The 22,243-nt window shown below is 66.3% G+C and carries 22 protein-coding genes; 9 read left to right on the forward strand and 13 right to left on the reverse strand.

Annotated elements, in window-relative coordinates:
* Positions 1–77 precede the first annotated feature (77 nt).
* On the reverse strand, positions 78–1,139 hold the full coding sequence (locus WH303_RS12500) for an alpha/beta hydrolase (RefSeq protein ID WP_339518834.1): 1,062 nt from the start codon (positions 1,137–1,139) through the stop codon (positions 78–80).
* Positions 1,136–2,332, reverse strand: a complete 1,197-nt coding sequence (locus WH303_RS12505; RefSeq protein WP_339518836.1) for a (R)-mandelonitrile lyase — start codon at positions 2,330–2,332, stop codon at positions 1,136–1,138. The genes WH303_RS12500 and WH303_RS12505 overlap by 4 nt, the downstream gene beginning before the upstream one ends.
* Before the next feature lie 149 nt (positions 2,333–2,481).
* On the opposite strand from WH303_RS12505, the gene WH303_RS12510 reads away from it, so the two are divergent.
* Positions 2,482–3,477 carry a LysR family transcriptional regulator gene (locus WH303_RS12510; RefSeq protein ID WP_339518837.1) on the forward strand — a complete coding sequence of 332 codons (996 nt, stop codon included), beginning with the start codon at positions 2,482–2,484 and terminating at the stop codon, positions 3,475–3,477.
* Here the strand turns inward: WH303_RS12510 and WH303_RS12515 are convergent.
* The gene (locus WH303_RS12515; protein ID WP_339518839.1) at positions 3,474–4,271 is read right to left on the reverse strand and encodes an IclR family transcriptional regulator; all 798 of its coding nucleotides are present in this window, start codon (positions 4,269–4,271) and stop codon (positions 3,474–3,476) included. The genes WH303_RS12510 and WH303_RS12515 overlap by 4 nt on opposite strands.
* 136 nt (positions 4,272–4,407) lie before the next feature.
* Here WH303_RS12515 and WH303_RS12520 point away from each other — a divergent pair, with 136 nt between their 5' ends.
* Genes WH303_RS12520 through WH303_RS12555 form a run of 8 tightly spaced genes read left to right on the forward strand, consistent with a single transcriptional unit; the run spans position 4,408 to position 13,085 of the window.
* Positions 4,408–5,490, forward strand: coding sequence for a cyclase family protein (locus WH303_RS12520; RefSeq protein WP_339518841.1), 1,083 nt, complete (start codon positions 4,408–4,410; stop codon positions 5,488–5,490).
* 9 nt (positions 5,491–5,499) lie between these two features.
* Positions 5,500–7,197 carry an AMP-binding protein gene (locus tag WH303_RS12525; protein ID WP_339518842.1) on the forward strand — a complete coding sequence of 566 codons (1,698 nt, stop codon included), beginning with the start codon at positions 5,500–5,502 and terminating at the stop codon, positions 7,195–7,197.
* Positions 7,194–8,369: an acyl-CoA dehydrogenase family protein gene (locus WH303_RS12530; RefSeq protein ID WP_339518843.1), complete on the forward strand. Its 1,176-nt coding sequence runs from the start codon at positions 7,194–7,196 to the stop codon at positions 8,367–8,369. The genes WH303_RS12525 and WH303_RS12530 overlap by 4 nt, the downstream gene beginning before the upstream one ends.
* Positions 8,366–9,103, forward strand: coding sequence for an SDR family oxidoreductase (locus tag WH303_RS12535; RefSeq protein WP_339518845.1), 738 nt, complete (start codon positions 8,366–8,368; stop codon positions 9,101–9,103). Before WH303_RS12530 ends, WH303_RS12535 begins: the two co-directional genes overlap by 4 nt.
* A gap of 60 nt (positions 9,104–9,163) precedes the next feature.
* Positions 9,164–10,189: a Bug family tripartite tricarboxylate transporter substrate binding protein gene (locus WH303_RS12540; protein WP_339518846.1), complete on the forward strand. Its 1,026-nt coding sequence runs from the start codon at positions 9,164–9,166 to the stop codon at positions 10,187–10,189.
* A 15-nt stretch (positions 10,190–10,204) separates the two neighbouring features.
* On the forward strand, positions 10,205–11,437 hold the full coding sequence (locus WH303_RS12545; RefSeq protein WP_339518847.1) for an ABC transporter substrate-binding protein: 1,233 nt from the start codon (positions 10,205–10,207) through the stop codon (positions 11,435–11,437).
* An 11-nt stretch (positions 11,438–11,448) separates the two neighbouring features.
* The gene (locus tag WH303_RS12550; protein ID WP_339518848.1) at positions 11,449–12,612 is read left to right on the forward strand and encodes an NADH:flavin oxidoreductase/NADH oxidase; all 1,164 of its coding nucleotides are present in this window, start codon (positions 11,449–11,451) and stop codon (positions 12,610–12,612) included.
* Positions 12,613–12,647: 35 nt separating this feature from the next.
* Positions 12,648–13,085 (forward strand): hypothetical protein, encoded by a 438-nt coding sequence (locus tag WH303_RS12555; protein WP_339518850.1) that lies wholly within the window; start codon positions 12,648–12,650, stop codon positions 13,083–13,085.
* 3 nt (positions 13,086–13,088) lie between these two features.
* Here the strand turns inward: WH303_RS12555 and WH303_RS12560 are convergent, their stop codons facing one another.
* The 10 genes from WH303_RS12560 to WH303_RS12605 all read right to left on the reverse strand — a co-directional run bounded on the left by WH303_RS12560 (position 13,089) and on the right by WH303_RS12605 (position 22,241).
* Positions 13,089–13,550, reverse strand: coding sequence for a hypothetical protein (locus tag WH303_RS12560; protein ID WP_339518852.1), 462 nt, complete (start codon positions 13,548–13,550; stop codon positions 13,089–13,091).
* A complete protein-coding gene (locus tag WH303_RS12565) occupies positions 13,537–14,706 on the reverse strand; it encodes a TadE family protein (protein ID WP_339518854.1) in 1,170 nt (389 codons plus the stop codon). Before WH303_RS12565 ends, WH303_RS12560 begins: the two co-directional genes overlap by 14 nt.
* 12 nt (positions 14,707–14,718) lie before the next feature.
* Positions 14,719–15,027, reverse strand: coding sequence for a DUF192 domain-containing protein (locus tag WH303_RS12570; RefSeq protein ID WP_232539557.1), 309 nt, complete (start codon positions 15,025–15,027; stop codon positions 14,719–14,721).
* Between the two features lie 11 nt (positions 15,028–15,038).
* Positions 15,039–15,926, reverse strand: coding sequence for a type II secretion system F family protein (locus WH303_RS12575; RefSeq protein WP_021027429.1), 888 nt, complete (start codon positions 15,924–15,926; stop codon positions 15,039–15,041).
* Between the two features lie 3 nt (positions 15,927–15,929).
* Positions 15,930–16,787: a type II secretion system F family protein gene (locus tag WH303_RS12580; RefSeq protein WP_021027430.1), complete on the reverse strand. Its 858-nt coding sequence runs from the start codon at positions 16,785–16,787 to the stop codon at positions 15,930–15,932.
* Positions 16,784–18,451 carry an ATPase, T2SS/T4P/T4SS family gene (locus WH303_RS12585; protein ID WP_312987521.1) on the reverse strand — a complete coding sequence of 556 codons (1,668 nt, stop codon included), beginning with the start codon at positions 18,449–18,451 and terminating at the stop codon, positions 16,784–16,786. Before WH303_RS12585 ends, WH303_RS12580 begins: the two co-directional genes overlap by 4 nt.
* 30 nt (positions 18,452–18,481) lie before the next feature.
* Positions 18,482–20,074 carry a type II and III secretion system protein family protein gene (locus tag WH303_RS12590; protein WP_339518858.1) on the reverse strand — a complete coding sequence of 531 codons (1,593 nt, stop codon included), beginning with the start codon at positions 20,072–20,074 and terminating at the stop codon, positions 18,482–18,484.
* Between the two features lie 159 nt (positions 20,075–20,233).
* Positions 20,234–21,250: a Flp pilus assembly protein CpaB gene (gene cpaB, locus WH303_RS12595; protein WP_182345174.1), complete on the reverse strand. Its 1,017-nt coding sequence runs from the start codon at positions 21,248–21,250 to the stop codon at positions 20,234–20,236.
* The gene (locus WH303_RS12600) at positions 21,244–21,453 is read right to left on the reverse strand and encodes a hypothetical protein (protein ID WP_312987518.1); all 210 of its coding nucleotides are present in this window, start codon (positions 21,451–21,453) and stop codon (positions 21,244–21,246) included. Before WH303_RS12600 ends, cpaB begins: the two co-directional genes overlap by 7 nt.
* A gap of 11 nt (positions 21,454–21,464) precedes the next feature.
* Positions 21,465–22,241, reverse strand: a complete 777-nt coding sequence (locus WH303_RS12605) for a hypothetical protein (RefSeq protein WP_339518860.1) — start codon at positions 22,239–22,241, stop codon at positions 21,465–21,467.
* Between the last annotated feature and the right edge of the window lie 2 nt (positions 22,242–22,243).

Below are 22,243 nucleotides of genomic sequence, written 5' to 3' on the forward strand. Positions count from 1 at the left end.
GTCATCAGCGTGCGTCGGGTCAGGAGGGTCATAAAAGAAGGCCTTTCGGTAGGGGCGGAGAGGATGTTGCGCGCCGATCAGTCCAGCTGCTGCGCTGAGAGGAACTGCGCCACCAGCGCCGCGATCTCGCGGTTGTTGAGGTCGGACATCAGAAAGTGCGTGTTGCCATGCACACCGATCTCGGGCAGGTGCACCAGCTGCGCCTTGCCGCCATGCCGGTTGACCGCAGCGACCCAGCGCTGGGCCATCGCCACCCGCACCCGCCAGTTGTCCTGCCCCCGTGCAGCCGTCGGTGTCGTCGGAAAGTTGTCGCCGTAGTAGATGACGATGGGGATGCGGGTCAGCTTCAAAAAATCGTCCAGCGGCACGATCTCGGGCGCCAGGGTGCCAGCTGCGCTGGGCATGGGCTCAGGGGCATCCTGCTGCGCAAAGATGAAACCGCTGCCCGGCTCGAAGGCCACGATGGCCTTCACATTCGGGTTGCGGATGGCGGTCAGCCAGCCGGGCCCGCCCCCTTGCGAATGCGTGAACAAGATGCCGGGTCCGACCTGGGAGAACAGCGCCGACATGGCATCGGCAATCACCGCTGCGTCATAGGGGCCGGTATTGGGCGTGATGGAGCGCAGGAACTGGTTCAAGGTTTCCGGCGCCGGGTCAAACTGCACGTTGTCGAATCGCCTGGGCCATTGCCCAATGCGAAACTGGTCAAAGAACAGCTGGTCATTCGGTGTGGGCTCCAGCATCGCGGCCACCGTGCTGTTGCCGGCCCGGCCACGGCGCGGTTGGTCCACCAGGTACACCGAGAATCCGCGCCGCAAAAACAAGGTCTGGAAGCCCTCTCGGCCGTCTGGTGTGCTCTCCCAGCTGCGTGCAGATTGGAAAGCCCCGTGCAGCATGACAATGGGCAGCGGCTTGGGCTGCACCGGCACCTGGTAGAACGCATACAGATGGTCGCCATGAAAACTCTGTCCTGCCGCCGTGGGCTGGTTGTTGTCATAGCGCCCAGGGGTCTGCTGCAGCACACCGCCCACGGCAAAGCTGCCTTGGGACTGGATCTGCAGAGGCGCAGTAGCCGGGCCGGACTGCGTGGCGCAGCCGCTGACCAGCACTGTCGCGCACAAAAGTTGGGGGATGTTCATGGTTGTCCTTTCGTCGCGAGCGCCAGTGCCTGGGCCAGAGCGGTCTGCGCCCGCTCGGCACTTGCGGCCATGCCACTGGCCGCCAGTACCTGGATAAGCTCACGCAGCTGCGAGGCACACAGCCCCACGCGCAGGCTGGCGCGCATGTGCGAGCGCAGCTGGGCTTCGGCACCCGGGGTGGCAGCCAAGGCGCCCACGGTGGCCAGCTCGCGGCTTTGCCAATCGAGGTTGTCGCGCTCAAAGATGTCGCCAAACAAATGCGCCTGCAAAAACTGGTTGATGACCGGTGCAAACGCCATCACCGGCCCTTGCACCGGGCCACCGGAGATTTCTGTCTGGTTTCTGCGGCCCACGGCAATCAGGCCCTCACCGGTCACCACTGCGCGGCTGGGCGCCGCGCCTGCTGCATCCTGAATGCCTTGCTGCTGGCGTGCCTGCAGCACCTGCATCAACTGCGCGAGCGCATTCAGGCTTTTGGGGAAGCCCACATAGGCATACAGCTGCACCAGCACTTCCTGGCTCTCACTGATGCTCAGCCCCGCATCCAGGCCCTGGCGCAGCGCGGCATCGAGCTGCGCCATATCGCTGCTGGCGGTCAACGCGGCGATCAAGGGGATCGCCCGTTGCCGGGCACTGAGGCTGTCTGCGCTGGGGTAGTGGCGTGCTGGCGGCTGCGTCGCAGCGGCCTGCTGCAGGCCCGCGCCTTGCCAGGCTGCCTGGTAGTCGTCGTCGCTGACCAGCTCCTGCCAGGTGACCGATTGGCCGTCCTGCTTTTCTGCAATGGCGACATGCACCATGGCCTCGCCCGGCCCCGCACCATGCCAATGGCGCACATGGGCCGGAATGCTGACGACATCGCCCACGCGCATCGCCAGCGCTGGCTGCCCCTGTTGCTGCACCAGACCGGCGCCCTGCGTCACGATCAACGTCTGGCCCAGCGGATGGGTGTGCCAGGCCGTGCGCGCAGCGGCCTCAAAGGCGACGGTGCCACCACCGGCGCGGCCAGGCGTTGGCGCGCTGAACGGCGTGGTGATGCGCACGGCACCGCTAAAGCGGTCTGCCGCCCCAGTAGATGCCGGCTGGGTCGCCGCAGCACGAACCTCCACCACGGCCGCGCGCGGCTCGCCGCCCTGTGGCTGCGCTGCGGCGCTGGTGGCGGCGCCAGCCAATGCGATGCAAAGCAAGGATTTCATGGTGCATAACTCCGGTGATGAGGGCAGCGCTGCGAATTCCAGCGCCCATGGGGGGCCACTGTAAGCAAGGGTGTTGATACTGAATAGTGGTGAATAGGTTGATTTATTAGCACCAAATTGATGACAATAGGACTGCAAGAAAGCACAGCATGGCCCTCAACGAACTGCGATCTGTCACCACCTTCATCAAGGCGGCCGAGCTGGGCAGCCTGCGCAAGGCCGCGCTGGACCTGGGCATCAGCCCCCAGGCGGCCAGCAAGGCGCTGGCGCAGCTCGAAGCGCATCTGGATGCGCGCCTGTTCCACCGCACCACCCGGGTCATGTCGCTGACCGACGCCGGCCAGCGCTTGCTCGAAGAGGTGCAGCCATCGGTGCAAGGCATGCAGCGCGCGCTGGACAATGCCCGCCAGCGCAAGGACGACTTCCAAGGCCCCTTGCGCATCGCAGGGCCGCGCAGCACCTTCGGGCCCATCCTGTGGCGCCTGGTCGAGGAGTTCTGTGACCTGCACCCCGGCATCCAGCCCGATGTGCTGCTCGAAGACCGGGTCGGCAACTGGGTCGAAGACCGCGTGGATGTGGGCTTTCGGCTCGGCGCATCGGCGCACGAGGGGGTGATTGCGCGCAAATTGCTGGCGCTGCAGATGGTGATCTGCGCCGCGCCCGCCTACCTGCAGCAGCACGGCGCGCCGCAGTCGCTCAGCGCGCTCGAAGCGCACCGCTGCAGTGCCTACCGCCACCCCGCAACGGGCAAGGTGCTGCCCTGGCATGTGCTGATCGACGGGCAGATCGTGGACATCCCCGTCGTGCCCGCCCTCTGCAGCAATGACGAAGGCTTCGAGCTGGAGGCGGTGCTGCACGGCAAGGTGCTGGGACAACTGGCAGGCGTGACCGCTGCGCCCTACCTGCGCGACGGGCGCCTCGTGCCGCTGCTGGTCGAGCACACGCCCGAGTACATCCATTACTTTGTGTACTTTGGCAGCCGAAGCTCGCAGCCCGCCCGGGCACGCGCCTTTATCGATCTGGCGGTCGAGCGCCTGGTGGACAACCCCGCATTCATACTCAGCGATGAGGAGCTGCGCCGCTTGGCGCCATCCGCGCCCCAGCCCGCAGCCCGGCGCAGATCCAGATCCAGAACGGCGCGCTAGGCGCTGCCCGTACTGCGCCCGCCGCAGGCCACCTGCGCAATGCCGGCCTGAGCCAGCTCCTCGCGCAGCACCTGCAGCGCCTGCGCCTGGTGCTGCGCATCCATCTGCGCATCGTGGTTGGCCACGCTGATGGCGGCCATGTGCGCGCTATGGGCGGTCTGGAACTCGATGGCCAGGCCCACGCCGGTGGCGCCCGAGGTGAGCAGGTTGACGCTGAGCGCATGGCCGCGTTTGCGCGTCTGGCGCACCATGTCCATCAGCCGCTCCTGGCTGATGCCGGCGGCCTCGTAGTCCAGCCGGCGGCGCTGGTAGATCTGCTCCAGCTCGGCATCGCGCAGGCTGGCGGCCAAGGCCAGGCTGGCGGTGCCCTGGCCCAGCAGGCGGATCTGGCCGGTCATCAGGCTGTGGGCATGCAGCACGGTGCTGCCCGGCTGCACATGCAGGCAGTGGGCAAAGTCGCCCACGCGGATGATCAGAAACACCGTGTCGCCGCTGCGCCGGGCCACGTTCACCATCACTGGGTGGCAGACCTCAAAGATGGGGGGCTTGGCCATCGCCGCCAGCCTCGTCAGCATGGCTTCAACGCCCAAGCGGTAGCGGCCTGTGACCGCATCCTTGGCCGCATAGCCAGATTGGGCCAGCACCATCAGCAAGCGCCTTGCGGTCGAGCGGTCCAGCCCGGACTGCGCGGTCAATTCCGCAATCGACAGGCCTTGTACATGGTGGCGCGTGAGCAGCCGCAGCACCTTGACGAGGCGCGCAGGGCTCTGCGCCCCGGGAAAACCTGAGTTCATATCGTGAACATCCGTGTTGCCAGCTTTTGCCATCCCGGCACATCCCGTCTCATAGTTGCTCGGTACCTCTTGAGGTGCGCACAAGCTACGGCAGATCGCCGCTGCGCGCTGTCTCCCCCGTTATCTGGAAAACCCTATGAACGCCTACCGCCCTGTACATGCCCCGCACCTTGCCCCTGTTGTCGGCAGCGCCGGCTCACCGCGCTGGACCCAGCGCCCCGCGCAATCGAACTGGGGCGACTTTGGCCCTGACGACCAGCTCGGCCGCCTGAACTACCTGACGGCGGACAAGGTCAAGGAAGCGGCGCAGGAGATACAGACGGGCGAGCGCTTTTGCCTGAGCCTGCCGCTGGACAAGCCCGGCGGCAACGCGCTCAACCCGCGCCGCCACCCGCCGGTCATCAAGCCCTCGCGCCGGCCGCTGGGCCCGGGGCTGAACTTTGCGCTCTCGCGTGAGAACCCGCTCTACACCGACGTGGTCAGCGACGACTACGCCGAGATCTACCTGCAGTACTCGACGCAGTGGGATGCGCTCTCACACGTGGGCAGCCATTTCGACATCAATGGCGATGGCGTCGACGAGCTGGTCTACTACAACGGCTTCCAGGCCGGTATCGACATTCTGGCGCCCGATGACCTGCCGGACATGGGCGGCCAGTCCCGCGCCAAGGCGCTGGGCGTGGAGCGCCTGGCCGAGCAGGCCATCCAGGGCCGGGGCGTGCTGGTCAACCTGCGCCGCCACTTTGGCGACGGCCACACCCTCGTCTCGGGCAAGATGCTCAAGGAGGTGCTCAAGGCCGATGGCATCGAGGTCACCCGTGGCGACATCGTGGCGCTCTACACCGGCTTTAGCGAGTTGCTGCTTGCCTGCGATGGCCCGCCCAAGTCGGACATGCCCGAGACCGTCGGCGCGGTGCTCGATGGGCGCGATCCCGAGCTGCAGCAATGGATCATCGACAGCCACATCACCACCTTGGTGGCCGACAACTACGGCATCGAATCGGTACCCGGCCGGCCGGTCGACGGCAGCTGCGCCTTTCTTCCGCTGCATGAGCTCTGCCTGTTCAAGCTCGGCATGCCGTTTGGCGAACTCTGGTACCTGCACCCGCTGGCGCAGTGGCTGGAGGCCCATGGCCGCTACCGCTTCATGCTGACCGCGCCGGCGCTGCGCCTGCCCGGTGCCGTAGGCTCACCCGTGACCCCGGTCGCCACCGTCTAAAGGCCGCCTATGACATCCCAACCCATGGCCAGCGCGCCCAGCAGCGCGCGGGCCAATGATGTGCGCAGCCTGCTGGCACTGGGCGCCGACGACGCGCCCGCGCTGCAGTTTGGCGGCAGCACCCACAGCTATGCCCAGCTGCGCAGCCAGGTGCAGCAATGCGCCCACGGCCTGCGCCAGCAAGGCCTGGTGGCCGGCGATGTGCTGGGCCTGTGGCTGCCCAACACCCCCCACTGGCTGCTGCTGCACCTGGCCTGCGCCGAGCTGGGCATCACGACCCTGAGCCTCAACCTGAAGCTCGGCGTCAAGGAGATCAGCAGCTTTATCGACCGCTCCGGCTGCAAGGCGCTGGCCTTTGACCGCGCCACCGCCAATGCGCTGGCCGTGATGAATGGCGCTGCCGCGAGTGCTGCCAGCCTGCTGCCCGGCAATAGCCTGGAGCAGATCCTGGCCCAGCAAGGCGGCAGCCTGCAGTGCCTGATCGATGCCAGCCTGGGCCCGGCCCACAGCAACCCGGGCCAAATGCAAGTCGCTGGCACGGCGCTGCCCATCCAGCCCTGGCAAACGCTGATGGCAGCACCCGCAACACCCCAGCACCCCAGCGCCTGCCAGGGCGATCAGACCTGCATCATCCTGTCCTCGTCGGGCACCACCAGCCAGCCCAAGCTCATCGTGCACCGCCAGGCCAGCGTGGCCCAGCATGCGCAGGATGTGGCACCCGGCTTTGGCATCGACAGCGGCTGCCGCAGCCTGCTGGCCTTGCCGCTGTGCGGGGCCTTTGGCTACACAGCGGCGATGGCCACCCTGGCCGCTGGCGCATGCCTCGTGCTGCACGAGGTGTTTGATACCGCGCGCGCCGCAGCCTGCCTGCAGCACGAGCCCATCAGCCATATGTTTGGCACCAACGACATGGTCGACAAGCTCATCGCCGACCTGCCCGCCGGCTGGCAGCCGCAGGCGCTGCGCTTTTTTGGCCATGCCAACTTTGTGCCCGGGCTCGATGCGCTGCCCGCCCGTGCCTTGCAGTACGGCATCCCCATGGTCGGCTGCTTTGGCATGAGCGAGACCTTTGCGCTGTTTGCCCACCAGGACCCGGCCGCCCCCTTGCCCCGGCGCGCCCAGTCCGGCGGCTTTCCGGTCTGCCCGCAGGCGCGGGTGCGCGTGCGCAACCTGGAGACTGGCGCCCTCGCCGAGGCGCAAGAGCCCGGCGAGCTGGAGTTCTACAGCCCCACCCTGATGCAGCAGTACCTGCACGACGCGCAGGCGACGCAGCAGGCCTTTACCGACGACGGCTACCCGCGCTCGGGCGATCTGGGCTACCTCAATGGCGATGGCGGCTTCACGCATATCTCGCGCCTGGGCGATGTGCTGCGCATCGGCGGCTTCTTGGTCAACCCGGCTGAGATCGAAGAGTCGGTGATGGCGCTGTGCGGCGCCAGCGCCTGCCAGGTGGTAGCGGTCAATGCCTCGGGCAGCTCGCGGCCGGTGGCCTTTGTGCTGGAGCCCAGCGATAGCGCTGAGCGGCGCTGGGACGAGGCCGCCATCAAGGCCCGGCTGCAGCAGCAGATTGCGCGCTACAAGGTGCCCATCCGCATCTTCCGGGTCGAGACCTTTCCCTACACCATGGGCCCCAATGGCAAGAAGGTCAAACGCAACGAGCTGCGCGACCTGGCCCACAGCCTGCTCGCCCAGGAGGCCAGCGTATGAAGCACAGCTGGACCCTGGCCGAGACGCCATTTTTTGACGCGCGGCATGCCGAGGTCATCGCCCGGCTCAACGGCTGGATCGGCCACAACCGCGCGCGCCTGGCCGATGAAACCCCGCAGGATTTGCAGGCCGAATGCGCCCACTGGCTGCACAGCCTGGCCCAGCATGGCCTGCTTGAATACGCAGCGCCGGCGATGGCCGAGGGCATGGCGCCCGCAGTGGACCTGCGTGCCATCTGCCTGGTGCGCGAATGCCTGGGCTACTACGCGCCGCTGGCCGATTTTGTCTTCAGCATGCAGGGCATTGGCAGTGCCGCGCTCTGGCAAAAGGGTGATGCGCAGCTGGTGGCGCCCTATGTGCACGCCTGCAGCCAGGGCCGCAAAGTGGCAGCCTTTGCGCTGACCGAGCCCGATGGCGGCTCGGACGTGGCCGCCACCAAAACGCGGGCGGTGCTGCAGGGCGACCACTACCTGCTCGATGGCGCCAAGTCCTATATCTCCAACGGTGGCATTGCGGACTTCTACGTCGTCATCGCCCGCACCGAAGAGGCCAGGGGCGCGAGCGGCCTGTCGGCCCTGCTGGTCGATGCCGACACCCCGGGCCTGCGCATTCACCGCAGCATCGACATCATTGCGCCCCACCCACTCGCCGAGATCCATTTTGACGCGTGCAAGGTGCCGGCGGACCGCCTGCTGGGCCAGCCCGGCGAGGGCTTCAAGGTGGCGATGGGCGTGCTCGATATCTTCCGCAGCTCGGTGGGGGCCGCTGCGCTGGGCATGGGCCAGCGCGCGCTCGATGAGACCCTGGCGCGGGTCAGCCAGCGCCAGCTCTATGGCCAGGCGATGGCCGAGATGCAGACCGTGCAGCACAAGCTGGCCGATATGGCCACGCAGCTGGAAGCCGCACGCCTGTTGGTGCACAAGGCCGCCTGGCTGCGCGATGTGCGCCAGCGCCGCATCAGCACCGAGGCGGCGATGGCCAAGATGCAGGGCACCGAAGCCGCCTTCCAGGTGGTCGATGCAGCGGTGCAGCTGTGGGGCGGCATGGGCATCACCTGCGGCAGCGTGGTCGAGCGCCTCTACCGCGAAGTGCGCCCGATGCGCATCTACGAAGGTGCCACCGAAGTGCAAAAGACCATCATCGGTCGGCAACTACTGAAAGGCCTGGCATGACAGACAGCTCCCGCCAACCCCGCGTCCTGGTCACCGGCGCCAGCCGGGGTATTGGCCGCGCCACGATGCGTTACCTCGCCGACAAGGGCTACCAGACCATAGGCCTGGCGCGCAGCATCCCCGCCGATGCGCGGGCCGATGAGCAATTCATCGCCTGTGACCTGATGGACCTCGACGGCACGCGGGCGCTGGTCAGCGACCTGGCCGCGCAGGCCCCCTTCTACGGCCTGGTCAACAACGCCGCGCTGGCCCACACCACCGACCTGGCGCACACCAGCGTGGCCGACATGAACGAGGCCATGGCGCTGAACGTGAACGCCTGCCTGGTCTGCATGCAGGCGCTGCTGCCGGGCATGCGCCAGGCGCGCGCCGGCCGGGTCGTCAATATCTCCTCGCGCGCCGCGCTGGGCAAGCCCAACCGCACCGCCTACAGCGCCACCAAGGCCGCCGTCATCGGCATGAGCCGCACCTGGGCGCTGGAGCTGGCCACGGACCAGATCACCGTCAATGTCATTGCCCCCGGCCCCGTGGCCACCGAGCTGTTCAAGACCGCCAGCCCGCCCGGCGCGCCGCAGACCGAGGCGCTGCTCGCCGCCGTGCCGCTGCAGCGGGTGTCCGAGCCGGTGGAGATCGCCCATGCGATCGACTTCTTGCTGCACCCGCTGGCTGGCTACATCACCGGCCAGACCTTGCACATCGACGGAGGGCTCACGATCAGCGCCACCCGGCTGTAGCGCCTCTCTCATCTCGCTTAGGACACGGCACACCACAGAAAACGGAACGGAGACAATGCCATGAACGACAAGCTTTCCCTGCAACAAGCGCCGGTCAATCCCGGCAGACGACGGTGGCTGGCACACAGCACCGCTTGGGGCGCAGCCAGCCTGCTGGCTGGCCACCAGGCCTGGGCGCAGAGCTCCTACCCATCGCGCCCAGTGCGGCTGGTGGTTCCCTTTGCCGCCGGCGGCGCCACCGATGTGCTCGGCCGCCTGCTGGCCAAGGCGCTGGAGCCCGGCCTGGGCCAGCCGGTGGTGGTCGACAACAAGGTGGGCGCAGCCGGCGCCATCGGCGTCACCCAGGTGGCCCATGCCGAACCCGATGGCTACAACATACTGATGGGCGGCGTGGGCACCAATATCGTGCTCGAGCACACCATGCCCGACCTGGGCTACCGGCCGCAGCGCGACTTTGCGGCGGTGGCCTCGATCTGCAACGTGGACTATGTGCTGGTGGTGGCGCAAGACAGCCCCTACCAGACCCTGGGCGAGCTGCTGGCCGATGCGAAGAAGGCACCGGACAAGCTGCGCTATATGTCCACCGGGCCGCTGGGCCCGCTGCATGTGGCGATGGAGTACCTGGGCAAGCTGAGCGGCGCGCAGATGATCCATGCGCCCTACAAGGGCGAGGCCCCGGCCCTGCCAGACTTGCTGCAGCAGCGCGTGGACATGGGCATGATGACGGCGCTCTTCACCCGCCCGCAGGTGCAGTCGGGCAAGCTGCGCGTGCTGGCCACGTTGAGCGCGCAGCGCATGGCCTCCTGGCCCGAGATCCCCACCGTCGCCGAGCTCGGCTACCCCGGCTATGCCGCGCCGATCTGGAACGGCTTTTTTGTGCCGCGCAAGACCGGCGCCGATGTCATCGACCGCCTGGGCCGCACCACCGTGGCCCAGCTACAGGCACCTGCGCTGAAGAACCTGCTGGAAAAGCAAGGCGTCTCGGTCACCGCCCAGGGCCCGGAGGCCTATGAAAAATTCCTGCAGGCCGAGCGCCTGCGTTGGCAGCAGATGATCCGCGAATCCCAGGTACTGACCAAAAGCTGAACAGGAGACACCACCATGCGTATTTCTCACCTCTTTGCGCTGCGCGCCCCCGTCAAACCACTGGGCCTGGCCGCAGCGCTGCTGTGCCTGTCGCTGGGCGCCAGCGCGCAATCGGGCCCGCCGGTGCGCATCGGCCTGATCGTCGACCAGTCGGGCGTCTACTCGGCCATCACCGGCAAGGGCAGCATCACCGCTGCCCAGATGGCGCTTGATGAGGCCGGCGGCCAGGTGCTGGGCCGCAAGGTCGAGCTGCTGACCTTCGACCACCAGAGCAAGGCCGACTCGGCAGCGGCCAAGGCGCGCGAATGGTATGACAACGGCGTCGACGCGATCCAGGACGTGGGCGGCTCGGCCGCCGCGCTCGCGGTGCTCAACATCGCCAAGGAGAAAGGCAAGGTGCTGGTGATGAGCGGCCCGGCCAGCGACCGCATCACCGGTGACATGTGTGGCCCCACCGTTGCGCACTGGGCCTACAACTCCTATGCACTGGCCAATACCGTGGGCAAGGCGGCGGCCGAGAAGATCGGCAAGCAGTGGTACTTTCTGACCGCCGACTACTCGGGCGGCTATGACATCGTCAAGGCCACCACCCAGGCCATTGGCACCGTGGGCGGCAAGGTGATTGGCGAGACCCGGCACCCGCTCAATGGCTCGGACTTCTCGTCCGCCGTGGTGCAGGCCCAGGCCAGCAAAGCCGATGTGATCGGCCTGGCCAACTTTGGCAATGACCTGGTCAACTCGATCAAGGCTGCGCGTGAGTTCGGCATCACCCCCGAGAGCAAGCAAAAGCTCGCCTCGCTGCTGATGTACATCAACGATGTGCATTCGGTGGGCCTGCGCACTGCGCAGGGCATGCTGCTGTCCGAGGCCTTTTACTGGGACATGAATGACGAGACGCGTGCCTTCTCGAAGAGGTACTTTGCCAAGGTCAATGCCATGCCCAATATGAGCCAGATGGGCGCCTACTCTTCGGTCAAGCACTACCTGAAGGCGGTGGAGGCGGCCGGCAGCACGGACGCCAAGGCGGTGATGGCCAAGATGCGCGAGATGCCCATCAACGATGTCTTCACCAAGAACGGCCGTCTGCGCGAGGACGGCATGATGGTGCACGACATGTACCTGTTCCAGGTCAAGTCACCGCAGGAGTCCAAGGCCCCCTGGGACTACTACAAGGTCATCAGCACGGTGCCGGCCGACAAGGCCTTCCTGCCGCTGTCCGAGTCGGCCTGCCCTCTCGTCAAGAAGTAGGCGGCAGCACCATGGCCCACAGCGAAACCCGGAACCAGCTTTTCAGCCCACTGCAGCTGCGCGATGTGGTGATCAAGAACCGCATCGTCGCCGCCCCCATGTGGCAGTACCAGGGCCGCCACGGCCAGGTGCAGGACTGGCATCTGATGCACCTGGGGCGCCTGGCCGCCGGCGGCAGCGGCCTGGTGTTCCAGGAAGGCACCGGTGTGGAGCGGCGCGGCTGCGGCACCTTGGGCGATATCGGGCTGTGGCAGGACGACATGGTCGCGCCGTTGCAGCGCATCGTGCAGCTGATGCGCGACTGCGGCACCACGCCAGGCATCCAGCTGATGCATGCCGGCCGCAAGGCCCGGCAGCTGACACCCGCGCAGGGCCGGGGGGCTCTGCCCTACCAGCCGGACATCGCCGACTGGGATGCCTGGATGCCGATGGGCCCGAGCGCCATCCCCGCAGGCAAGGGCCTCGATACGCCGCTGCCCATGTCGCTGCAGCAGATCCAGCAGGTGGTGGAGGCTTTTGCCGCCGCTGCCCGCCGCGCCGCGCAGGCGGGCTACCAGGTGCTGGAGCTGCATGCCGGCCATGGCTATCTGCTGCACAGCTTTCTGTCACCGCTGGCCAACCAGCGCGGCGATGCCTGGGGCGGCAGCTTTGACAACCGCTGCCGGCTGCTGCTGACCGTCGTCGATGCGGCGCGCGCCGTGTGGCCAGCAGGCCTGCCCCTCTTTGTGCGCCTGTCCTGCACCGACGGCGCGCCCGGTGGCTGGACGCTGGAGGACAGCATCGCGCTGGTCAAACGCCTGCTGCCGCTGGGTGTCGATGTGATCGACTGCTCCTCGGGCGGCATTGCCGGCTCGCCGCGGCGCGGCGGCGAGTCTGCCAGCTATGGCTACCAGGTCGAACTGGCATCGGCCATCCAGGCCGCCACCGGCGCGCGCACGATGGCCGTTGGCCTGATCGTGCATGCGCAGCAGGCCGAGGCCATTTTGCGCAACGGCGACGCGGACCTGGTGGCGCTGGCACGTGAGCTGATCTACAACCCGAACTGGCCGATGGATGCGGCGCAAAAGCTGCAGGATGCGCAGGACTTCCAGATGCTGACAAAGAACGAGGCATTCTGGCTGGAGCGGCGCAAGGCCACGACGCCGGATCTGCAGCCCTCCACCTTTGTGCGCTGAAAGCGTTGATGGCACCGGAATGCCACAATGCGGCGATGCGCCTGTCCTCCATCGCCCTTCCCCTGGCATTGCTTGCGCTACTGGCCAGCGCCGGTTGCAAGCAAATCCCCTATGCGCCGCTGCCCGCCCCGCCGACCGGCATCCGCTATGAGCCCGGCGCCAACAGCGCCGGCATTGCGCGCATGTCGGAGTCTGAGCTGCTGCGCCAAAAGCGCCTGGCGCAGGCGGGCGACAAGCGCGCCGCCCTCAATGTCTACCAGCATCTGCGTTCCGTAGACAACGATGACGCGCAGGCGCGGGACTGGCTGGTGCTGGCTGCGGACCTGGGCGATGGCGCCGCCGCCTACAACCTGGCACAAATCGCCATCCACACCCAGGACGCTGCAGGCGCACGGTTCTGGGCACGGCGGTCCAAGGCGGCGGGCTATGCGAATGCGGACGGGCTGCTGCAATCGCTGGAGGAGCAAGACTAACGCTCAGCGGCTTGCCACCGGCGGCAGCCGGGCCAGCTCGGCCGTGAGGGCCCGCACATCGGCCAGCGCGCGGCTCTTGTCTGCCGGTGCCGCACTGCCGGCTGAACCACCCAGCGCCTGGGAGAAGCCCTGCAGCACCTGCTGGGCCTTTTTCAGCTCGGTCTCCAGGATCAGGCGGCGCTCGTCCTGGCCAAAATCTGCGCGTTCACGCGGGCGCGGGCCTTGCGACGGGGTAGGCGCCGGGGCGGATGCGGCCATGCGCAAGGTGCGGCGTGCTGGCGGTGCAGCGGCGGCTGCGGCCTTGCAGCCGGGTCCGCTCGCAGCGGCACCGCCCAGAATGTATTCAACGCCCTCGCTCTTGCACACCGTCTGCGCCCAGGCCGGGGCGGCGCCCAGCACGGCGGTCAGCGCAGCTACCAGCAGCAGCGCAGCCGCATCAGCCAGTGACCTATCAAGGCGCCGCATCGAATGGATTGGGCACATTCTCCACCCCCATCGGATTGGCCCAGATCGCCGGGCAAAAAGCATTGCGCAGGCCCACCACGTCCTTGAGGCCATCCATAGCCGCATTGCCGACATGGGCGGTCACCCACTGCGCTCCGTTGCGGATATTGCCGACCAGATCCGGCACCAGGGTGGCGTAGTCACCCAGGCCGCTGTTGCCGTCGGCCACGTCCCATTTGAAGCTGGCATTGAGGTCCGAGGTATCGCGCGCCGGCCCAAAGGAATAGAACGGATGCCAGTACAGCGAGGACTGCATGCCCACCGAGGCCTCCTGCGTCAGCGGAAAGCGGTCGCTTGCCAGAAAGAAGGCATCGATGGCCGAGAGGTCAGTGGCTTCTGCACTGAGCACATCGTCGCCGGTCGTCAGCACCGAGCCGATGTGCTTGGAGACATAGCGGTAGCCCTGCATGGCCTTGATGATGATGGGCCCGGCAATCGGCACACTGAGCTTGTAGCCATAGTGCACGCGCAGGTGCAGGATATTGGTCTCGCCCAAGGTCTTGTTGGAGACGGCACCGCGCAGCCGCGTGTCTTCCAGGTTCGGCGTATCGCCGTTGTAGGTGTCGGTGGCCCCCGTGCGGGCATCGCGCTCATAGGGCAGCGGCTTGCGGTAGCGCAGGCTGTCGTTGGGGATGCGCACAATGCCCCGCGACTCGCCATAGTTCTCCACCATCGCCCAGTCCAGGAAGGTGTTTTGCGTGGGGTTGACGTACTCGATGCAGCTGCCCTGGATCAGGTCGGTATTGGTGTTGACCCAGCCCTTGAGCAGGCCAGAGACGCTGGACTCGGACACATAAAGCGGCATCATGCCGCGCACAAAGCCTTGCCAGACGCTGCCCTTGGTGAGCGCCGATTTGACATTACCCAGGCTCACATCGGCCAGCATGCCCTTCTTGGCCAGCGGAATGCGCAGGTCATAGGGCAGCGGCAGCGCATTGTTGAGCGAGCCCACGCGCGCGGCCTCATTGGCGGCGTACTGCAAGGTGAGCCTTGCGCGGTAGATCAGCGCAAACTGGATCAGCGACAGCGTGAACACCAGCACCACCGGCAGCGCGATCAAGGTCTCGGTCATCGACACCCCGCTTTGCCGCGCTGGCTTGGTTTTCTTCAAGAACATGGCAAAGCTCCTTCAACACAGTTGCAGCCGCTGGCCCGGCGCCAGGCCCAGGCGCGCGGCCTCGCCGCTGCGCAGCTCCAGCACGCGCTTGGCGCCCCGGCACCAGGCCATGCGCCAAGGCGCCAGGCCCGCACTGATGCGCAGCACCTGCTGCTGCGCATCGACAAACACCACATCGATCGCATAGCGCATGAAGCAGGTGTGCACGGCCGCGCAGCGATCGAACGCCAGCGCCTCGCCGCTGGCCGGTGGCGGGCGAAAAATGAGGCCAAAGGCGCGCTCGGAAAAGCGCCGGGCCAGCTGTACTTTGACTGCGGGCATGCCTGGCCCCTTCATTTCAAGGTCTGGTACATCTGCACCGCGAGTGGAAAAAAGATCACCATGAAGGTGACCGGAAAGATAAAGATCACCAGCGGGCCGAGCATTTTCACGGGCGCCTCCATCGCCAGCTTCTCGGCGTGCTGGAAGCGCTCGGTACGGCGCTGCTCGGAGATGGCGACCAGGGTATCGGTGACGCTGGCACCCAGCGACTCAGCCTGGGTCAGGTTGGAGACCAGGCCGCGCACATGCTTGTTGTCCATGCGCTCGGCCATGGCGTTGAAGGCATCCATCCGGCTCATGCCGGTGCGCATCTCGCGCAGCAGGCGTTCGAGCTCTTCGTGCATTGCGCCACGCGGGCCTTTTTGCACCGCCTGCGAGATCGCCGCCGTCAAGCCCAGGCCCGCCTGGCAGCACAGCGTGATCAGGTCGAGGTAGCCAGGCAAGGTGCGCAGTACTTCCTTGTCGCGGCGCTTCTTGCGGTCATTGACCCAGATCGCCGGCAGCATCCAGCCCAGCAGCAGGCCTGCCAGGCAGGCCAGGCGCACCCACTGGCCATCGATCTTCAGCGCCATCGCAGCGCCCGTGAAAGCCAGCGCCACCACGGCCATCGCGATCACGCGCACGGCGATGATCTCCTCGGCCTTGAGCACATATTCCAGGCCGGCCAACTGCAGCTTGCGCTTCCAGCGCAGCAGGCTGGAGGTGGGCGCAATCTCCGAGACATGGAACTGCAGCACATTGACCGCCGGCCAGATGAGGCGAATGCCCCAGGGCAGCGGATCCATGTGCTCGCGCACCGATGGCCGGGCCTTGCGCACAATGGCGACGAAGTACAGCAAGATGATGCCGGCCATCACAGCGGACAGAAAGATGGCGGCAAGCAGAATGGCGTTTTTCATGGCTCAGATGTCGATGGCGACAATTTTCTTGATGGACATATAGCCCAAGGTGAGCATCACAACCATCACGGCCAGCACCCCCCAGCCGATGGGCGTGACAAACAGCAGGTGCATGGTCGGCTGCATCAGGTACAGAATGCCGCCCAGCACCACCGGGAACATGGTCATCACCAGGCCCTGGATACGGCCCTGGGCCGTGAGCGCCTTGATGCGCCCTTCCAGCATCGCTTTCTTGCGCAGGGTCTCGGCCAGCAGCTGCAGCGGCTCGGACAGGTTGCCGCCCACTTCCTTGGCCACCCGCAAGGCCACTACCACCAGCATGAAGTCCGGAATCTGGATGCGCCGCGCCATGTTCTGCACCGCGTCGTCAAACGACAGGCCAATGCGCTGCTCCTTGAGCACGATCGCGAACTCATCGCCCAGCGGGCCTTTTTGGTCACGCACCAGAATCTGCAACGCCACCGACAGCGCACTGCCCGCGCGCAATGCGCTGGCAATGAAGAGCAAGGCATCGGGCAGCTCGGCCTCGATGCGCTCGCGCCGCTTCTTGCGCTGCCAGGCAAACCAGCGCGCTGGCAGAAAGTAGACAGCGCCGCAAACCACCACCACCAGCAACCAGTTGCGCGCAATCAGGTAGGTGATGATGCCGGCCACGACCACCATGGCCACATGGCCGGTCGCCAGGGTCAGCGCCTTTTGCGCATGGAACTCCGAGATGCCCAGAATCCGGAGGCCACGGCCGCGCAGGTAGACATTGGACTTGTCGCGCCACTCGCCCATGCGGCTGTAGACCAGCCAGCCCGAGAGCACCACAAAGCCGGCGGCGGCCAGCAAAAAGCCGAGGAACTGCCAGTTCTTCATGCCGGCTCTCCCTGGAAGAACAATTCCTCCATGTTCACCGGCACGCCGTGCTCGACCAGCTTGGCAACAAAGTCCGGGATCACCCCGGTTGCCTCAAAGCGGCCCTGGGTGCGGAACTCGGCATCCAGCCCGGTCTTGCGGAAGACAAAAATATCCTGCATCTGGATCACGCCATCGGTGCAGTTGAGCACCTCGGTGATCTGGGTGATCTTGCGGCTGCCGCAGGGGAAGCGGGTGAGCTGCACCATCAGGTGGATGGCCGAGGCAATCTGCTCACGGATGGCGGTGACGGGGATGTTCATGCCCGCCATGGTCACCAGCACCTCCATACGGGCAGCCGCATCGCGCGGCGAGTTCGCGTGCAAGGTGGTGAGCGAGCCATCGTGGCCGGTGTTCATCGCCTGCAGCATGTCCAGCGCTTCGCCGCTTCGGCACTCACCGACGACGATGCGGTCCGGGCGCATCCGCAGCGAGTTCTTGACCAGGTCGCGGATCGAAACGGCGCCCTTGCCTTCGACGTTGGCCGGGCGCGCTTCCAGCGACACCAGGTTGGGCTGGTTCAGCGAGAGTTCGGCGGCATCCTCCACCGTCAGGATGCGCTCGTCGTTGGGGATGAAGTTGGACATCATGTTCAGCAAGGTGGTCTTGCCGGTGCCGGTACCGCCCGAGACCACGATGTTGAGTTTGTTCTCGACGGCCAGCTGCAGAAAATCGACCATGGCCTGCGAGATCGACTGGTACTGCACCATGCCCTCGGCGCCCATGCGCTTCTTGGGAAACTTACGGATGGTGATACTGGGGCCGCGAATCGCCAGCGGCGGGATGATGGCGTTCACCCGCGAGCCGTCTTTGAGGCGCGCATCGACCATTGGCGAGCTCTCGTCGATGCGCCGGCCCAGCGGCGTCACGATGCGCTCGATGGCGCCATTGACCGCCAGATCGCTGGTAAAGGACACATCGGTGCGCTCCAGGCGCCCGCGCCGCTCGATCCAGATCTCGTCAAAACGGTTGACCATCACTTCGGTCACCGAATCGTCCTGCAGCAGCACTTCCAGCGGGCCCAGGCCAATGGCTTCGTCGAGCAGCTGCTGGCTCAGCTCGGCGCGGTCAATGGTCTCGGGCAGGTTGGGCGTGTCGCGGATGATTTCGGCAATCAGTGCGCGCACGTTGGAGCGCAGCTCATCGTCCTTCATCTTGATGGTGTCGATGCGGCGCGCTTCCAATTGCTCGAGCAACTGGCGGTGCAGCAGGCGGCGCCACTGCAGCATCGGGTCCTCGGGACGGGGCTCGTTGCGCGTGGGGCGCTGGTGCTCCAGCGCGGGCTGCGCTGTCTGGCCCGGGCTCTGCGCTTCTTCGCGCTGCCCGCCCAGTTTGTCATCGAGCACGACGATGATCGAATGCCCGCCGACCACCACCTCCTCGCCCCCTCGGCAGGGGCCATAGCGGGTCACGCGCTCATTGTTGACCCAGGTGCCAAACAGGCTGCCCCGGTCTTCGATGAAGACGTCGCCGTCATGCAGCATCACCACCGCATGGTCGCGCGCCACGTTCCAGCCCGTCAGGTGCAAGGAGCGGTCGCTGGATTTGCCGATGGTGAAGGTCTCGGCGCCGAGCTCGAACTCCTGCGCTTTCTGGCGGGGCGAATTGACTAGTAACTTGTGCACGGTCTTCTCCGGGATCAGCGGCCGCAGCCATCAGTTGTGCGAATAGCTCTCGGGGTCCAGACCCCGCTCGGGCATCGGCGGCTCGGCCTTTTTGGAGTTGCGGTAGAGGTCTTCGGTCAGGTCGGTAAAGCCGTTGGAGATCTGCTCTTCCATCTGCTGCGTGCGCTCCAGGCGGGGGCGCGAATCGCGCGCGGTCACCACACGCGGGGTGATGAACACCACGGTTTCGATCTGGGTGTCGCTGTCGTTGTTGTTCTTGAAGGCCCAGCCCAGTACCGGCACATTGCGCAGGCCCGGCAGGCCATCGGTGGCGCGCGAGGACTGGCGGCTGAGCAGGCCCGAGAGGATGATGGTGTCACCGTCATCGACATTGAACTCGCTCTCGGTGCGGCGCGTCAGCAGCCCCGGGATGCCATCGACCGAGACCGACTGGTCGATGTTGCTGACCTCGGCCAGGATCGAGCCGGAGATGTTGCCCGCGCCATCGGCCATCGGCTTGACATGCAGGCGCAGGCCATAGGGCTTGTAGTTGACCGAGCCGGTGCCCAGCGCGCTCATCGCGGGCAAGGGGATTTCACCGCCCGAGAGGAAGCGCGCCTCGCCGCCGCTGCGGGTGGTGAGCTTGGGCGAGGCCAACAGCATCGCATTGCCGCGCTGCACCTGCAAGTTGATGGCCGAGGTCAGCGCCGTGCTCAGGCCAAAGTAGTAGCGCGCCTTGCGCCGGCGCTGGTCCAAAAAGCCCTGGCCGTAGCCGCTGTCCAGGTTCAGAAAGGGCGAGTTCTCCGGCAGGATGCGGTAGCCGCCGTTGGAGGCGATATCGGAGAACAGGCCAAAGTTGAAGCCACCGCCCGTGGTGTCCCACTTCATGCCCAGGTCGTCCAGCGCCGAGCGCGAGAACTCGACAATGCGCACGTCCATCTCGATCATGCGGTCCACGCGCAGGCGCTCGGAGGTGGCGAAGGACACCACGGCCGGGCCGTACATGCGCGCAATCTCCCGCAGCCGCGAGACTGCCGCCGGGTCAAGGTTGGCGCCATCAAGAATGATCTTCTCGCCCACGCGGGAGACGCTCACACCGGTGATGCCGGCCGTCAGCATCGATATCTCGCCTTCGATGCGGTCCAGATCGACCACGTTGACGCGCGCCTTGAGGCTGCTGACCTGGCCGTCCTTGCGCCAGATATGGACCGTGCTTTCGCCGGCGTCCAGCGCCGTCAGCAGCAGGCTCTTTTGGTCCACCACCCGCGCCTCCATCACCTTGCCATTGCCGACGGCGACCCGCACGACGTCGCGCAGCTCGATCAAGGTCATCTGCCCCACATAGAGCGACAGCGACGTGGGCAAATGCTTGATGACCAAGGGCTGCACACCGCCGATGCCCGATACATCGGAGGCGGGCTGGGTGTTGACGCTGACAGTGGGCAAGGTGCGAAAGCCCGGCGATGTGGAAGGCGCCGAGCCCCCTTCGGTATCGCGGGCGAAATCACCGCCATCGCCGTCACGCTGCTCGGCCTCGGCCTGCAGCGACGCTCGCTGCGCGGCGCGCAGCATATCTCCCAGTGCGCCGCCCGCGGTGGGCGAGCTGGTGCCCGTAGAGGCCTGCGCGGCCAGCAACGGAGCCATGGGCAGGGCCAGGGCGAGCGCAACGCAAGCCCTTGCCCCCAAGGTCGGGAGGGCTGGGCGGGGACGAGGCATACAGATCATCGAGGAATTCATGGTCTACCAACTCTATGGAGCGAATGGCGCAGCGTGGCCGGGGAAGAATGCAGGACGGGGCGGAAATCAGTAGGAACCGGTGACGGCAGGCGCCTGGGGCGCGGGCACCGTAGCGCCAGGCACGGCCGCAGCGCCCAGCAAGGCCGCCAGCGGGGTTTGCATCTGGGTCTTGACCCCGCCACCGCCCACGATGTACTCAACCATCGCCGGGGCGCGGGTGGGCGCTGCGCGCACGACGGGCTGCTGGGGACGGAAGCTGTCGATATAGCTGGCCAGCTGCTGGGCGTTGGTGCCGGTGTCGAGCTTCTGGCGGTCATCGGCATTGCGCAGGGCCGCAACGATCTTGCCGAGCTTCTGCGCCAGGATGAGGCGCTGGGCATCGACCGGCGGCAGGCCCACGGTCACCGTGGTGTAGCTGCGCTGGCGGTAGGGATCGACGGTGTTGGCAATATCAGGGCGCTTGCGCAGCTCGGAGAACTGCTCGGAGGTGATCTGGCCGGTCGCACGCACCACCACGTCCTGCAACAGCGGCACGACGATGGCGTCCTCGGCCTGGGTGCCGCCATCCTTGTCGGCAATGAACAGAAAGTCGATATGGTCGCCCGCGCGCAGCATGCCCGAGATGGTGCTGACCTCATCGACCGGAATGGTCACGGCGCGCACGCCCGCTTCGAGCTCTTCGGAGAACAGCTTGCGCGGCGTGACAAAAAAGTTGGCCAGCAGCGGCTTGCCGGCACTGATGTCCACCGACAGCTGGCGCCCCAGAAAGCCGTCGATCATGTCCGGCGTCAGCACATCGGCATGCACATAGGCCGAGGGCACGCTGCGCTTGGCCACCATCTCGGGCAAGAGCGCGGTGCCAGCGGGAATGTTCTGGATCGGCACCACCACATCGGTGCGCAGGCGCTCGGCTTCGGACTCCAGGTTGGCCTGGATCTCGGCCTCGGAGGTCTTGAGGTAGTACCAGCCCAGGCCCGCGGCCACCACACCCAGGGTAATGGCGGCGATCAGCGGGGCGGCACGGCGCGAGCCATTGGCCAGCCGTGAGAAACGATTCGGTTTGGGAGAGTTTGGGGTCACCATGGCAAAGAGATCGTGTAGGAATAGGAAGCCCAGGCTGCGCGAAAGGCATCAATCAGCAGCTGAAACAAAGACTTGTCGGCACCCGGCATCGGTGCAAAGAAAACGGCGGCCAGCACACCGGCGACGATCACGTACTCGGTCATGATCTGCCCGGATTGCCGGCTGGCGCGAGGAACAGGGGTGGGGTGCTTGGGTATCGGCATGGGGGACGCGGCTAGGCCTGCGGCAAGGTGTTGCTGATGACGATGGAGCAACCCACGCCGTTGTGGGCGATGGCGATCACCGCCTCCTGCCCGCCACGCCGCAGCACCACCTGGGCGCGCGTGCCGCCCTTGATGGTCTTGCGGCTCAGCACCGTCCAGCCCGCCACCAGCGCCTGCTCGCGGATATAGAGCTCATTGGCCTCAACGCTCAAGGTATTGCCCCAGACGCTGGTGCGGTTGACCCGGTCTGCATCGAATGAAAAGGTGTCGGAGAACTCATCGCTGCCCATCGGCACGGCCAGGTGACTGCGGCGCTGCAGCTGGTCGCTGACCAGTTGCGGCACGGCGCCGTGCAGCCAGGCCGAGGAGATGCGCACCTGCTGCTTGCCGCTGGGCAGGGGCCGGAATTCAACCGTGATGCGGAAATTGCCGTCGCGCGCGCCGAGGATCGGAATGCCGTCGAGCGTGGTCTCTGAAAAATCGGCCTTGCCGCCCAGCCATTCCTGGTAGAAACGCTGGGCCTTACGCGTGTCGCCATCGACATCAAAGGCCTGGATCTGCATCGGTATCTTGTTCTGCACGATCAACTCAGCCACCCAGTAGGGCGACAGGTTCTTGTCGGGGAACAGGATGGCCGGCCAGGCAATGGCGCTGGCGGGTGCAGCGCGCGCTGCCAGCGGCATCGCGGCAGCCAGCGCGGCCAACAGCAACCAGGCCAGCGGCCCCCACAGCCCTGCTGGCCGGCGGGCAGCCAACGCTCCCCGCCTGGGCCGGTGCAACAGCATCATCG

It is taken from the genome of Comamonas sp. MYb69 (genome assembly GCF_037479315.1).
Classification (GTDB): domain Bacteria; phylum Pseudomonadota; class Gammaproteobacteria; order Burkholderiales; family Burkholderiaceae_C; genus Comamonas.

Excerpts from the sequence above, each read along its gene's own strand:
- WH303_RS12510 (WP_339518837.1), top strand. The coding sequence starts at position 2,482 with ATGGCCCTCAACGAACTGCGATCTGTCACCACCTTCATCAAGGCGGCC.
- WH303_RS12555 (WP_339518850.1), top strand. The coding sequence starts at position 12,648 with ATGCGCCTGTCCTCCATCGCCCTTCCCCTGGCATTGCTTGCGCTACTG.
- WH303_RS12600 (WP_312987518.1), bottom strand. The coding sequence starts at position 21,453 with ATGCCGATACCCAAGCACCCCACCCCTGTTCCTCGCGCCAGCCGGCAA.
- WH303_RS12545 (WP_339518847.1), top strand. The coding sequence starts at position 10,205 with ATGCGTATTTCTCACCTCTTTGCGCTGCGCGCCCCCGTCAAACCACTG.
- WH303_RS12525 (WP_339518842.1), top strand. The coding sequence starts at position 5,500 with ATGACATCCCAACCCATGGCCAGCGCGCCCAGCAGCGCGCGGGCCAAT.
- WH303_RS12540 (WP_339518846.1), top strand. The coding sequence starts at position 9,164 with ATGAACGACAAGCTTTCCCTGCAACAAGCGCCGGTCAATCCCGGCAGA.
- WH303_RS12550 (WP_339518848.1), top strand. The coding sequence starts at position 11,449 with ATGGCCCACAGCGAAACCCGGAACCAGCTTTTCAGCCCACTGCAGCTG.
- cpaB (WP_182345174.1), bottom strand. The coding sequence starts at position 21,250 with ATGGTGACCCCAAACTCTCCCAAACCGAATCGTTTCTCACGGCTGGCC.
- WH303_RS12560 (WP_339518852.1), bottom strand. The coding sequence starts at position 13,550 with ATGCGGCGCCTTGATAGGTCACTGGCTGATGCGGCTGCGCTGCTGCTG.
- WH303_RS12520 (WP_339518841.1), top strand. The coding sequence starts at position 4,408 with ATGAACGCCTACCGCCCTGTACATGCCCCGCACCTTGCCCCTGTTGTC.
- WH303_RS12515 (WP_339518839.1), bottom strand. The coding sequence starts at position 4,271 with ATGAACTCAGGTTTTCCCGGGGCGCAGAGCCCTGCGCGCCTCGTCAAG.
- WH303_RS12575 (WP_021027429.1), bottom strand. The coding sequence starts at position 15,926 with ATGAAAAACGCCATTCTGCTTGCCGCCATCTTTCTGTCCGCTGTGATG.
- WH303_RS12505 (WP_339518836.1), bottom strand. The coding sequence starts at position 2,332 with ATGAAATCCTTGCTTTGCATCGCATTGGCTGGCGCCGCCACCAGCGCC.
- WH303_RS12500 (WP_339518834.1), bottom strand. The coding sequence starts at position 1,139 with ATGAACATCCCCCAACTTTTGTGCGCGACAGTGCTGGTCAGCGGCTGC.
- WH303_RS12590 (WP_339518858.1), bottom strand. The coding sequence starts at position 20,074 with ATGGCTCCGTTGCTGGCCGCGCAGGCCTCTACGGGCACCAGCTCGCCC.
- WH303_RS12565 (WP_339518854.1), bottom strand. The coding sequence starts at position 14,706 with ATGTTCTTGAAGAAAACCAAGCCAGCGCGGCAAAGCGGGGTGTCGATG.
- WH303_RS12580 (WP_021027430.1), bottom strand. The coding sequence starts at position 16,787 with ATGAAGAACTGGCAGTTCCTCGGCTTTTTGCTGGCCGCCGCCGGCTTT.
- WH303_RS12535 (WP_339518845.1), top strand. The coding sequence starts at position 8,366 with ATGACAGACAGCTCCCGCCAACCCCGCGTCCTGGTCACCGGCGCCAGC.
- WH303_RS12530 (WP_339518843.1), top strand. The coding sequence starts at position 7,194 with ATGAAGCACAGCTGGACCCTGGCCGAGACGCCATTTTTTGACGCGCGG.
- WH303_RS12570 (WP_232539557.1), bottom strand. The coding sequence starts at position 15,027 with ATGCCCGCAGTCAAAGTACAGCTGGCCCGGCGCTTTTCCGAGCGCGCC.
- WH303_RS12605 (WP_339518860.1), bottom strand. The coding sequence starts at position 22,241 with ATGATGCTGTTGCACCGGCCCAGGCGGGGAGCGTTGGCTGCCCGCCGG.